Below are 12,987 nucleotides of genomic sequence, written 5' to 3'. Positions count from 1 at the left end.
GTCAGAATCAAAAACCTGTAATGGAAAACCTGAGAGCACATTTCGAAGAAATAATTGATTTGACTGATGATGAATTTGCTTACATTCTTTCTCACTTTACAATAAAAAAATTAAAAAAACATCAGTTCCTCATTCAAAAAGACGATTCTGTTAATCACACATATTGGGTGAAAAAAGGATTATTGAAAGCTTCCTATACTGATGAAAAAGAAAAGGAACACATTATACAGTTTGCGATGGAAAATTGGTGGATCACAGATTATCAAGCTTATTTCACCCATACAAAAGCCATATTTAACGTAGACTGCCTCGAAAATACAGAGCTCCTTTGTTTATCTTATGAAAACCGGGAAAAACTGTGTAAAGAAATGCAAAAAGTAGAGCATTTTTTCAGAAAAAAAGCCAACAGTGGATTTGTTGCTCTTCAAAAACGAATGATTTCGCTTTTATCCGATAATATAAAGGAGCGTTATGAAGTTCTCCTTGCACAATACCCTGATCTTTTTCAAAGGGTTTCGAAAACAATAATTGCCTCTTACATTGGAGTTTCAAGAGAATCCCTAAGTCGTCTGGGTTCTAAATAGTGAGATTCGTCACAAAATATTTGTGAGAATCATCCTTTTACATTTCACCATATACATCCATTTTTGTACTAAAGTTTACTAAAAAATAGATGTTATTATGTACAAATTAAAAAAAATAGTTTTCTTATGTTTGTTTATAACAAACGTGGTGGCTTATAGTCAGGAAACAACCAGCAAAGTTCAGATGAGTATCTTTGCCGAAAATCCACAACAATGGACCGGAATTGCCATTTCCAAAACTAATCGTGTTTTTGTCAATTTCCCAAGATGGTCTCCGGAAACACCGGTTTCTGTTGCAGAAATTATTGACGGAAAGACCATCCCTTTTCCTAATCCGCATTGGAACAATTGGACAGAAAATACATCAAACAATAATCAGTTTATTTGTGTTCAAAGTATGTATGTAGATAGTAAAGACTTACTTTGGGTTTTGGATACAGGCTACGAACTTTTGACCGATACCACAAAAGGCGCCCGCTTATTTTGCTTTGATCTTAAAAATAATACCCTTATTCACAATTACTTTTTACCTGCCGAGAAAATAACAAGCAAAGCTTACTTAAATGATTTTAGAATAGACCTTAAAAATCACATTGCTTATTTTACAGATTCACAGGTCGGTGGTATTGTCATGTTCGATTTAAACACCACCGAAGTACGAAGAGTTCTTGTCAATCATTACTCTACCTTAACCGAAGTAGATAAGATTATAATAGAAGGTTACGAAAGGAAACACCCGGTGCATTCGGACGGAATAGAACTTGATGCACCGAGCGGATATTTATATTTTTGCTCATTGATGGGTAAAAATGTCTACAGGATACCGGTTGCATATTTATTAGATAAAAATATTTCTGATACCGAATTGGGAACAAAGGTGGAAAAGTATGCGCAAACCGGAGCCAATGATGGGATTATATTCAACAAGAAAGGAGAACTTTTTCTAAGTAGTTTAGAGAAAAATGCAATCAGTAAAATAAATAAACAAGGTGTTTTTACCGAAATAATAAAAGATGAAGCTATAAAATGGCCTGATTCATTTGCTTTTGACAACCAAGGGAATCTCTACTTTACAACTTCTCAAATACACTTACCTAAAGAAAAAAGAAGCACTTACAAAATATTTAAATTGAAGTTTTAAAAACAAAGCCCAGAATCTTTTGACATTTAAGGCCACAAAAACTAATATTCATAATTTATATTTTGTAAATCATTCAGAAACAATTAAATTTGCAATTCAATTTTTAAGAATTTATGGCAAAACTTGCAAAGAATGCTCAGAAAGAGCAAGAAGGTAAAGAAACAGTGGAATTTTTTAAAGATCTTGACAGAGAGGCTTTGAATACAGAAAGATTCCTTGAAAAGTACTCAAAACCATTAGGTATTGTTTTTGGGGCTTTGATTTTAGGAGTTTTAGGATTTTTCGCCTATAAGCAATTTGTTGTTGCTCCTCAAAATGCCGAAGCAGTAAAGACATTCCTTGCCGCTCAGAAAAACCTTACCGAAGGTAAAGATAAAGAAGCTTTAGGAGGTAAATCTGCTGCTAATCCAGGTTTTATTGGAACTTATAATGATTTTTCTTCTACAGATATCGGTAAGCTTGCAGGATATAATGCCGGTTTGTTAAAATTCAAAGAAGGAAAATTTCAGGAAGCATATGATCTTTTGGATCAGTTTTCTTCTGATAATAAAACATTGATGGCTATGAAGTATGGTGCCATGGCTGATGCTAAATCCGGTCTTAATAAAAATGATGAAGCTTTAGCATTATTAGACAAGGCAGCAACAGCATCTTCAGATCCTTATACTTCTTACTACTTTACAAGAAAAGCAGGTATTGTTGCATTAGGATTAAAGAAAAATGCAGATGCAAAAAAATACTTCTCAACTATTGACGAGAAATATCAGGACTACGATAACGGAATGTCTGATTCTTATATTGAAATGACTAAATATTATTAAAAATGGCAACAGTTAATCTTTCGGATTACAAGCCACTTCATATAACCAATGCCGAAGATTTTTCTATCGGCATTGTTTTTTCTGAGTGGAATGACTTTGTAACTTACAATCTTCGTGATGCAGCTTTAGAAATCCTTGAAAAAGAAGGAGTAAAAACAGAAAATATAAAGTTGTTTTCGGTGCCGGGAGCCTTCGAGTTAAATTATGCAAGTATGCAGCTTTGCAAAGAAAGAAAATTCGATGCTGTGATTGCAATAGGATGTATTATCCGTGGAGAAACTCCACACTTCGACTTTGTATCTTCTGCGGTAGCTCAGGGAATTAAAGATTGTAATATTTTAACAGATACCCCAACCATCTTTTGTGTTCTTACCGATGACACCAAAGAGCAATCGATTGCGCGAAGCGGTGGAGATTTGGGAAATAAGGGCGTAGAAGCAGCCGTTACTGCCTTAAGAATGATAGATTTCAAAAAGAATTTATCAGATAAAAAAGGGAACATTGGCTTTGGCCATTCTTAGCATATCTCTTTTCTTAGAGAATATAAAGGGACATCAAATGATAGTCCCTTTTTCTGTACCTAGGTTTAGGGACCAATTTGAGGCTACAGCTTATAGAGAATTCAACTTAAGAATAATTTAATTTATTATAAAAAATACAACAAACTACCTGTTTTTATTTTTTCTCTTGAAAAACTGTGCATAAAAACTATCTTTGTAAAGTCAACATATATCTAATCTGAATGTATTCGCAAAAAATAAAACCATTTTTATACTTAGGATTCTTTTATCTTATCGTATCACTGATCATTAGGATAGTGTTTTTTTTCCATCCAATAACTACAGCAAGCTTTGGCTTTTTTGAAGTCCTTAAAGTTTTAGTAGTTGGTGTGGCTAATGATGTTTTTGTGTTTATACTGGCTAGTACATTTCTGGCGCTTTACTTTTTATTTCTTTCAGATTCAAAATACAAAAAACCTTACGGACAGATCATATTGGGAGCTTTAGTGCTCCTTTTTTTCTACATACTTCTTATTCCTAATAATATTTTCAAACAATATGGCGGTTCTATAGCAGAAATTGCACTTGCTTTTATTGGAGTAAAGATCCTTTGCTTTGCATTAATGCTTTTTTTTCCTTCCAAAAGGATTAAAATCAGAAATATCCTCTATCTTATCACATTATTTATATATGTACTGCTCATCATATTTAATGCAGTAAGTGAATATTTCTTTTATAATGAATTTGGATTACGATACAATTTTATTGCGGTAGATTATCTCATATATACTAATGAAGTGATCGGAAATATAATGGAAAGCTACCCTGTCCTTCCTCTCTTTCTGATTATTTTTGCACTTACCTCTGCAGTTACATGGTTTATCTTTAAAAAGACCAAAGATGAACTTAAGGAGCTTCCTGACTTCAAGCAAAAACTGGTTTTACTAGCGTCTTTCATAATACTTGCCGGAGTCAGCTTATTCTCTCTTACATTCACAACCCAAATCAAATCCTCAAATATATTTGCAGAAGAAATCGAAGCCAATGGTTTTCCGAAATTTTACTGGGCATTTACCCATAATGAATTGGATTACTTTCAGTTTTATCCGCAGATAGATCAAAAAACAGCAGAACATAATTTTTTAAGCCAATACCCTGAACCTACCCTTACGAGAAATATTACATCCGACCAACCGGAACTTAAAAAGAACGTGGTTCTTATATCCATCGAAAGCTTATCTGCAGATTTTATGCAGCATTATGGAAATGATCAGAAAATAACTCCTTTCCTGGATAGTCTGGCTAACCGATCCATGATGTTTACCAATTTGTATGCAACAGGAAACAGAACAGTTCGGGGCCTCGAAGCCTTAACCCTTTGTATCCCGCCAACAGCCGGAGAAAGTATCATAAAAAGAGAAAATAATAAAAACAAATTTACAACAGGAAATATCTTTAAATCAAAAGGATATGATGTAAAATTCCTGTATGGAGGCTACAGCTATTTTGATAATATGCAGGATTTCTTTGCCGGAAATGGATACGGAATCGTTGACAGAAATAATTTCAAGCCGGAAGAAATAACCTTTGCCAACGTTTGGGGAGTCGCTGATGAAGATATGGCGAAAAAAGCCATTCAGGTAATGAATGCAGAGTCAAAATCCGGAAAACCATTTTTTAACCATTGGATGACTGTTTCCAATCACAGACCTTTCACTTATCCGGGCGGAAGAATAGATATCCCCGGAGATGCAAAATCAAGAGAAGGAGGTGTAAAATATACAGATTACTCCCTTCGCAAGTTTTTCGAGATGGCAAAAAAACAAGATTGGTACAAAAACACCGTTTTCGTTATTGTAGCTGACCACTGTGCTTCAAGTGCAGGAAGTACGGAATTACCTATGGACAAATACAGAATTCCCGCAATGGTTTTTTCAGAAGATTTTATCCAGCCTGTAAAATTTGATAAGCTTATGTCACAAATAGATCTTATGCCAACTGTTTTGGGATTACTCAACTTCAGTTATCAATCGAAGTTCCTGGGCCAGGATGTTCTCAAAAAAGAATTTCAGCCTAAAGCATATATTGCCACTTATCAGGATCTGGGGTTTGTAAAAGACGGATATTTAACGGTAATTTCTCCTGTTAAAAAGATAAAGCAATATTCCCTTTCCCAAAAGAAGGATAAACTTACTCCGGAATTTAGCATTTATTATGATGAAAATCCTTTAAAAAAGCCGGATCAAAAAATTGTTGACGATGCAATTTCCGCCTATCAGTCGACTTCATATTGGCTAAAAACAAACCAGCTCAATCGCTAATGTATTGTAGACATCAATATAGTAAATACATAAGAGGATTTTATAGTCCTCTTATTTTATTTTCAGCATTAAATCTTTAAATTTACATACACAAAAAAATTACTATGAAATGGACAGACGATAGAGGAGGGAACGTTGAAGACCGCCGAGGTTCAGGAGGGAGCGGTGGTATGATCGTTGGAGGAGGATTAGGAACATTAATTATTGCAGCCATTGTTTTCTTCTTAGGCGGGGATCCTTCCAGCATATTAAGTTCAGGGAGCAACATGTCATCACCTACCCAAACAGAGCAAAGGGAACTAAATGCCAATGAAAAGAAAATTGGAGAAATGGTAGATATGATGAGTGGCTGGAATAACCTTACATGGAATCAGATCTTCAAGGAAAATGGAATGACCTATACTCCTCCGAAAATTGTTCTTTTCGAAGAAACAACACAATCAGGTTGTGGTACGGCTCAAGCAGCAATGGGACCATTCTATTGCCCCGCAGATCAGAAAGTATACATGGATATGAGCTTCTTTAACGAGTTGCAACAAAGGTTCGGTGCGAAAGTAACAGAATTTACTATAGCCTATGTACTTGCCCATGAAGTCGGGCACCACGTACAGACTTTGTTAGGAACCACCCAAAAAGTAGATGCACTGAGAAGAAGTGGAAGATATTCGGAAGCGGATATGAACAGAGTATCAGTCGCTACTGAATTGCAGGCCGATTTTTACGCTGGAGTCTGGGCGAAAAACATAGATCAGGAAAGGCATATTCTGGAACCGGGAGATATCGACTCTGCGATAGAAGCTGCTCAGGCTGTTGGTGACGACAATATTCAAAAAAGATCCCAGGGATATGTTAATCAGGAAAGTTTTACTCATGGATCATCTGCCCAACGTAAGGAATGGTTTATGAAAGGTTATAATACCGGGGATATCAGACAAGGAGATACATTTAATCAACTTTTAAAGTAACAACTATACTCTAAAAAACAGCCTGAAGAAATTCTTCAGGCTGTTTTTTTATTGCAGTTCGATTGGATTACTATTTTTCTTTGCGTCGTCCTTAACTCTCTCCTCCATTCTTTTTCGGAAATCGACAGGATTTCCACCTCCATTCCCTCTTGGTCCGGATATTCCTCCTCCCCCAATTCTGGTTTGGGCAAAACCTCCACCGCCCTGTGTCATGAACGATGCCGGATCTGCATAGAACTTTTTCTGCTGTTTGATATAATCTGTCCTTTTAACCTTAATGGTATTTCCAAACTGATTCATCGTAGGGAAAGCAGCGATTTTATAATTCTTCATCAAATCAAAAGAGTAATCACCAAGATCATCTTCTACTTTTATAATAAGGCCTGGAAGTCCGCTGAATTTATAAGGCCCATCCTGATATGGAAGATCTGTAGTAAACCAGGCTGTCCATTTTCTTCCCCCAAAATCGGTCTCTGCCTTTTGAACCTTATAGTCTCCTATTTTTGTGGTCTCAGATAATATTTTCCAGTTTAACGGCCTATCCTCTTCATATGAATACATATCACGGCCTAACCGGTCTTTAAAATAGATCTTCTGATCCTTTTTATCTTTCTCAACTGTATAGTTGATATTACTCCGTAAGCTTTCCATTTGATCTCTGTTAAAGCCCCTCGCTCCACCACTTTGGAAAGTATTTTGTATAATCGAATCTCTTTTTATCCTGTTTTCTGAATAAAAAACAGATTTATCCTGTGAGATATCCAAATAAGCATTCTCTGTTTTTACATCATTTTTATTTGTAGCATCAGATTTCATAGTTACCTGATATACAAAACGGTTCACCTGTGCAAAGGTTATTTGCATACATAGTATTAAAACTATGATTCCTATTTTTTTCATTTATTTTATATTTTTATTGTAATTCGATCGGATTTTGGCTTCCTGTATTAAAGGATGTATTTCCAGAGCCGAAACTTTGCGCAGGAAGGTCACTGTTCCCCCCATTCATTCCCGTTCCTCCACGACGCATTCCTCCTCCTCTCATTCCGTCTCTTCCACCACCATTCATTCCTCCCTGATGTCTACCTGCCTCAAAACCTTGCATACCACCGTTATTTCCTCCGTTTATACTTCTTTTGTTTTTACTAAGCTCCAATTCCAACGCCGCTTTATCTCCATGGAAATTGACCCTTGAACTTTTTCTCGCATCAGAATCCATAGGCTCTTCAAAAGAGTTCTTTACAACAACTTTTTTTATGAGATCAAATTTATAATCTCCTTTATCATCTTCAAGCTTTACAATCAATCCTGGTAACCCCGAAAATTTGTAAGGCCCATCAGAAACATTGATGTCTTTCGTAAACCAAGCTGTCCAGGTTCTTCCAGCAAAGCTGGCAGTTGCCTTTTGTGACGAATAGCCATTCTGTTTTTCGACATCATTTGTTACATTCCATTGTATAGGTCTGTCCTCCTGATAATAAATCTGCTTCCCTCCTACTCTGTCATAATAATATACTTTTTGATCCGGAATATCTTTAAGAATATAATAATCAAAAAAAGACTGTTCTCCCGATTTTCCTATTCCTAATTTTGAAAAATCTTTACCCTCTTTTTTATTACTTATCCTTTCATCCCGTTTAAAGTTTGACACAAGAGAGTCCCTTACTAATTTATGTTCACTTATGAATAACGATTGACTGCCTTTGATATCGAGGAAAGTCCTTTCAGTCTTCAGCCCTACCAGGTTAATTGAATCCGGATTTACAGCTGTTTCATAAATATAACGTGTCGTCTGTCCATAGGACATAGACAATAGAAACAACACAAAAAAGACCGGTAATTTATTTTTCATAATAGTTCTTTATAGATAAAAAATACTGTCTAAAGTTAAATCGAACCAGAATCACTAATTTTGCCGCAGAAAATTTATCCATTTTTAATAGCAGTGATCATATGTATAATGATCCTCTTGTGATTAGAATTATTAAAATAGATATCTTCAATTTGAGATTGCGGAAATTAGTTCGTATTTTTGCAAGATTAAATCATTCTAAATAAATACAATGATAACAGTATCAGATCAAGCGAAGTTAAAAGCCATCCAACTAATGACGGAAGAAGGCTTTGACCCTGCTGAAGATTATATAAGAGTGGGGGTGAAAAGTGGAGGATGTTCTGGTTTGGAATATGTTTTAAAGTTTGATAACGAAAAAACAGAAACAGATCAGATTATTGAAAATAACGATGTTAAGATTGTTGTGGACAAAAAATCTATCCTCTATTTAGCGGGTACAATTCTTGAATATTCAGGAGGTTTGAATGGAAAAGGATTTGTTTTTAACAATCCGAATGCATCCAGAACATGTGGTTGTGGAGAAAGTTTTTCTCTATAGAGAAAAGACATTAGATGCTGGATATCAGATAAAAGACCTATTCTTCAATCTGAAATCTAACATCTGAAATCTAAAAAAAAATAATGAGTAAATATACAGAAGACGATTTACGCGTCGATTTAGAAAATAAAAAGTATGAATTCGGTTGGGAAACCAAGATCGATTATGAAGATTTCCCAATTGGTTTAGATGAGAATATCATCCGTGCCATTTCTGCTAAAAAAGAAGAACCGGAATGGATGACAGAATGGCGTTTGGAATCTTTCAGAATATGGCTTAAAATGGTAGAACCTACTTGGGCAAATATTAAATATGAAAAACCAGATTTCCAAGCTATCCGTTATTATGCAGCTCCAAAGAAAAATCCTGAGTTGGCAAGCCTAGATGAGGTAGATCCTGAGCTTCTCAAAACATTTGAAAAGCTAGGTATCAATATCGAAGAGCAAAAAAGACTTTCGGGAGTTGCGGTAGATATCGTCATCGATTCTATTTCTGTAAAAACAACTTTTCAGGAAACCCTGGCAGAAAAAGGAATTATTTTCTGCTCTATTTCCGAAGCGATAAAAAATCACCCAGACCTGGTGAAAAAATATCTTGGAAAAGTAGTTCCAAGAGGAGATAATTTTTATTCTGCATTAAACTCCGCGGTTTTTTCTGACGGAAGTTTCTGCTATATTCCAAAAGGTGTAAGATGCCCGATGGAGCTTTCTACTTACTTCCGTATCAATCAGGCTGGAACAGGACAGTTCGAAAGAACCCTTGTTATTGCGGATGAAGGAAGTTATGTTTCTTATCTTGAAGGATGTACAGCTCCTTCCAGAGATGAAAATCAGCTCCATGCAGCTGTTGTGGAATTAATAGCAATGGACAATGCAGAAATTAAATATTCAACTGTTCAGAACTGGTATCCGGGTAACGAAGAAGGCAAGGGAGGTGTATTCAATTTTGTGACTAAAAGAGGACTTTGCGAAAAAAATGCAAAAATCTCCTGGACGCAGGTTGAAACCGGGTCTGCAGTAACATGGAAGTATCCTTCTTGTATTTTAAAAGGAGATGGCTCAATAGGTGAATTTTACTCCATTGCGGTGACAAATAATCACCAGTATGCTGATACAGGAACTAAAATGATCCACATCGGAAAGAATACGAAATCAACGATTATTTCCAAGGGTATTTCAGCAGGAAAATCTCAGAACTCATATAGAGGGCAGGTAAAAGTAATGCCTTCTGCAAAAGGAGCAAGAAACTTTTCACAGTGTGATTCATTACTGATGGGTAATGAGTGCGGTGCGCATACTTTCCCATATATTGAGATCAAAGACCCGACTGCACAGCTGGAGCATGAAGCTACTACTTCAAAAATTGGGGAAGATCAGATCTTCTATTGCAATCAGAGAGGTATTGATACAGAAAGGGCTATTGCTTTGATTGTAAATGGGTTCAGTAAGGAAGTTTTAAATAAACTTCCAATGGAGTTTGCTATTGAAGCCCAGAAATTATTAGAGATATCATTAGAAGGTTCGGTAGGGTAATTATGAAGGAAACTACGGAAAGATTGATTTTAAGAAAACCTGAAAAAGACGATTTTGAAAGATTTTTTGAAATTAATAATGATCCGCAGACTAATTTATATAATCCAAATGGACCAATGAGTCTTGAAAAGGCTACAAGTACATTTAATAGAATGCTGGAACACTGGGAACAAAATAATTTTGGAGCCTGGGCTGTTTCAGAAAAAGAAAATCCGGAAAAAATTATTGGTTTTGGAGGGTTAAGCTATAAAATGTATGGTGAGACAGAAAAATTAAATCTGGGATATCGCTTTGCTCCCGAAGCTTGGGGAAAAGGATATGCAACAGAATTTTCAAAAAAGACAATAGACTTCGGTTTCAATGATTTAAATGAAAAGGAAATTTTCGGTGTTGTCCGCCCTAACAATATAGTTTCCATCAAAGTATTGGAGAAAGCAGGAATGGAGCAGACAGGAAAACTTAATGATGTCTCGGATCAGCCGGAAAGTTTAGTATATAGAATTCAAAAATAATTTGTTTAAGCAAATAAAATGTTAGAAATAAAAAACTTACACGCCAGAATTGAAGATGGCGCACAAATTTTAAAAGGTATCAATCTTGAAATAAAACCAGGTGAAGTCCATGCTATTATGGGACCTAACGGAGCAGGAAAATCTACCCTTTCTTCTATTATCGCAGGAAAAGAAGATTATGAGGTTACAGAAGGTGAAATTATTTTTGAGGGCGAAAACATCAATGAGGATGCTCCTGAAGAAAGAGCGCACAAAGGAATATTCCTTTCTTTTCAGTATCCGGTAGAAATTCCTGGAGTTTCTGTTACTAACTTTATTAAAGCTGCTTTAAACGAAAACAGAAAAGCAAACGGACTCGAAGAAATGCCGGCAAAAGAAATGCTTGCTATGATTCGTGAAAAATCTGAAAAACTTGGAATTAAAAAAGATTTCCTTTCAAGATCATTAAACGAAGGATTTTCGGGAGGTGAAAAGAAGAGAAATGAGATCTTTCAGATGATGATGCTTAATCCAAAATTAGCTATTCTTGATGAGACAGATTCAGGATTGGATATTGATGCTTTAAGAATCGTTGCAGATGGAGTAAATTACTTTAAAAACGAAGGAAATGCAGTTCTTTTGATTACCCACTATCAAAGATTGCTTAATTATATCCAACCGGACTTTGTTCATGTACTGGCTAACGGTAAAATTATAAAGACTGGTGACAAATCTCTTGCTTTAGAATTGGAAGCAAAAGGTTACGATTGGCTTCTTAACTAATTAGATAAGAAGAAATATTTTTAGTACCGATTTTATCAATCATTACTAAAAGTCAAGCGGAAAAACCGCAAATGGTAATACAATTTTTAAATACATAAAAAAGGTGTGATGGCCGAAATTTCAGTAATGGCTTTATACGATCAAATTATTGACAACCACGATGAGTTTTTGGAAAGTCTTCGTCACAGATTTCTGGATGAAGATAGAAAGTCAGCTCTTCGGGCGTTCGAAAGTATTGGTTTTCCAACCAAAAAAGACGAAGAATATAAATATACCAACCTAAAAGAGATCACGGAAAAAAACTATAATTTTTTCCCTAAAGAAGGTCACAATATTACTAAAGAGCAATTGGAGCAATTGCATCTTGGTGAAGAAAATTTTGACTGGATTGTTTTTGTGAATGGTAAACTTCATAAAGAATTATCAAAAGTTTCTATTGAGAATGTAGAGTTTTTGTCCTTCAACTATGCTTTGAATGATGAAAAGCATAAAGAAGTATTTGATAAATACTTTAATACAATTGCTGCAGAAAAATCAGCTTTCACGGACCTGAATCTTGCTTATTGCAAATACGGGTTCTTCCTGAAAGTTCCTAAAAATGTAGTTATTGAAAAACCTATCCACGTTTTCTATCTTTCACAAAATCAAGAGGAAAACACCTTCTACAACACAAGAAACCTACTTATCGTAGAAGACGGAGCAAAAGTGGAAATTATTGAAAGTCACCATAATTTTGATGATACTTTTGTATTAACAAATTCAGTAACTGAAATTTTCACTTATCCCAATGCAAAAGCAGACTGGCATAAGCTTCAGAATGATAATGACACTTCTTATCTGATTGACAACACTTTTGCAAAACAGGAAAAAGATAGTTTAACAACTGTAAACACGTTTTCTTTTGGAGGAAAACTGGTAAGAAACAATCTCGATTTCATTCATAACGGACAGAATATCAATTCATTTATGAACGGGATTACGATTATCGGAAAAGATCAGTTGGTGGATCACCATACTGCAGTTCACCATAATCAGCCGAATTGTGAAAGTTATCAAAACTATAAAGGGATATTTAAAGATAAGGCACATGGTGTATTCAACGGAAAAGTTTTCGTTGATAAAATAGCTCAAAAAACCAATGCTTATCAGCAAAATAATAATGTTTTGCTAAGCGAGGGAGCAAGTATTGATACAAAGCCTCAATTGGAAATCTTTGCAGATGATGTAAAGTGTTCACATGGTTGTACTGTAGGTCAGCTGAATGACGACGCATTATTCTATCTGAGAGCAAGAGGAATCTCTAAAAAAGAAGCTCAGGCATTATTATTATATGCATTTGCCAATGATGCCATGCAAAACATTGATATTGAACCTTTAAAAGAAAAAATTTCCAGATTATTGGCTGAGAAATTAGAAGTAGACATTGAATTCTAAGAAAATAAATTGATACCAAAAA

At 35.2% G+C, this 12,987-nt stretch carries 13 protein-coding genes; 11 read left to right on the top strand and 2 right to left on the bottom strand.

Annotation, left to right across the window (positions count from 1 at the left end):
• The first annotated feature begins 20 nt into the window (after positions 1-20).
• From PFY10_14140 to PFY10_14115, 6 genes are all read left to right on the top strand, one after another.
• Positions 21-584, top strand: a complete 564-nt coding sequence (locus PFY10_14140; protein ID WBV55367.1) for a Crp/Fnr family transcriptional regulator — start codon at positions 21-23, stop codon at positions 582-584.
• 97 nt (positions 585-681) lie between these two features.
• Positions 682-1,725: an L-dopachrome tautomerase-related protein gene (locus PFY10_14135; GenBank protein ID WBV55366.1), complete on the top strand. Its 1,044-nt coding sequence runs from the start codon at positions 682-684 to the stop codon at positions 1,723-1,725.
• 113 nt (positions 1,726-1,838) lie between these two features.
• Entirely contained in the window at positions 1,839-2,546 is a 708-nt protein-coding gene (locus PFY10_14130) for a tetratricopeptide repeat protein (GenBank protein ID WBV55365.1), read from the top strand.
• Between the two features lie 2 nt (positions 2,547-2,548).
• On the top strand, positions 2,549-3,067 hold the full coding sequence (gene ribH / locus PFY10_14125; GenBank protein ID WBV55364.1) for a 6,7-dimethyl-8-ribityllumazine synthase: 519 nt from the start codon (positions 2,549-2,551) through the stop codon (positions 3,065-3,067).
• Positions 3,068-3,288: 221 nt separating this feature from the next.
• Positions 3,289-5,367, top strand: a complete 2,079-nt coding sequence (locus PFY10_14120; protein ID WBV55363.1) for a sulfatase-like hydrolase/transferase — start codon at positions 3,289-3,291, stop codon at positions 5,365-5,367.
• Positions 5,368-5,471: 104 nt separating this feature from the next.
• The gene (locus PFY10_14115) at positions 5,472-6,332 is read left to right on the top strand and encodes a zinc metallopeptidase (GenBank protein WBV55362.1); all 861 of its coding nucleotides are present in this window, start codon (positions 5,472-5,474) and stop codon (positions 6,330-6,332) included.
• A gap of 48 nt (positions 6,333-6,380) precedes the next feature.
• Here PFY10_14115 and PFY10_14110 read toward each other — a convergent pair whose 3' ends face one another.
• The gene (locus PFY10_14110; GenBank protein ID WBV55361.1) at positions 6,381-7,232 is read right to left on the bottom strand and encodes a GLPGLI family protein; all 852 of its coding nucleotides are present in this window, start codon (positions 7,230-7,232) and stop codon (positions 6,381-6,383) included.
• Between the two features lie 13 nt (positions 7,233-7,245).
• Positions 7,246-8,184, bottom strand: a complete 939-nt coding sequence (locus tag PFY10_14105) for a GLPGLI family protein (protein ID WBV55360.1) — start codon at positions 8,182-8,184, stop codon at positions 7,246-7,248.
• 211 nt (positions 8,185-8,395) lie between these two features.
• On the opposite strand from PFY10_14105, the gene PFY10_14100 reads away from it, so the two are divergent.
• The 5 genes from PFY10_14100 (at position 8,396) to sufD (ending at position 12,965) form a co-directional block, all read left to right on the top strand.
• A complete protein-coding gene (locus PFY10_14100) occupies positions 8,396-8,725 on the top strand; it encodes an iron-sulfur cluster assembly accessory protein (protein WBV55359.1) in 330 nt (109 codons plus the stop codon).
• Between the two features lie 83 nt (positions 8,726-8,808).
• A complete protein-coding gene (gene sufB, locus PFY10_14095) occupies positions 8,809-10,257 on the top strand; it encodes a Fe-S cluster assembly protein SufB (protein WBV55358.1) in 1,449 nt (482 codons plus the stop codon).
• Between the two features lie 2 nt (positions 10,258-10,259).
• On the top strand, positions 10,260-10,769 hold the full coding sequence (locus tag PFY10_14090; GenBank protein WBV55357.1) for a GNAT family N-acetyltransferase: 510 nt from the start codon (positions 10,260-10,262) through the stop codon (positions 10,767-10,769).
• An 18-nt stretch (positions 10,770-10,787) separates the two neighbouring features.
• The gene (sufC, locus tag PFY10_14085; protein ID WBV55356.1) at positions 10,788-11,531 is read left to right on the top strand and encodes a Fe-S cluster assembly ATPase SufC; all 744 of its coding nucleotides are present in this window, start codon (positions 10,788-10,790) and stop codon (positions 11,529-11,531) included.
• A gap of 126 nt (positions 11,532-11,657) precedes the next feature.
• Positions 11,658-12,965: a Fe-S cluster assembly protein SufD gene (sufD, locus tag PFY10_14080; protein WBV58944.1), complete on the top strand. Its 1,308-nt coding sequence runs from the start codon at positions 11,658-11,660 to the stop codon at positions 12,963-12,965.
• Positions 12,966-12,987: the final 22 nt, after the last annotated feature.

This window comes from Chryseobacterium daecheongense, from assembly GCA_027920525.1.
Taxonomy (GTDB): domain Bacteria; phylum Bacteroidota; class Bacteroidia; order Flavobacteriales; family Weeksellaceae; genus Chryseobacterium; species Chryseobacterium proteolyticum.
This window is presented reverse-complemented; position numbering and strand designations above follow the sequence as displayed.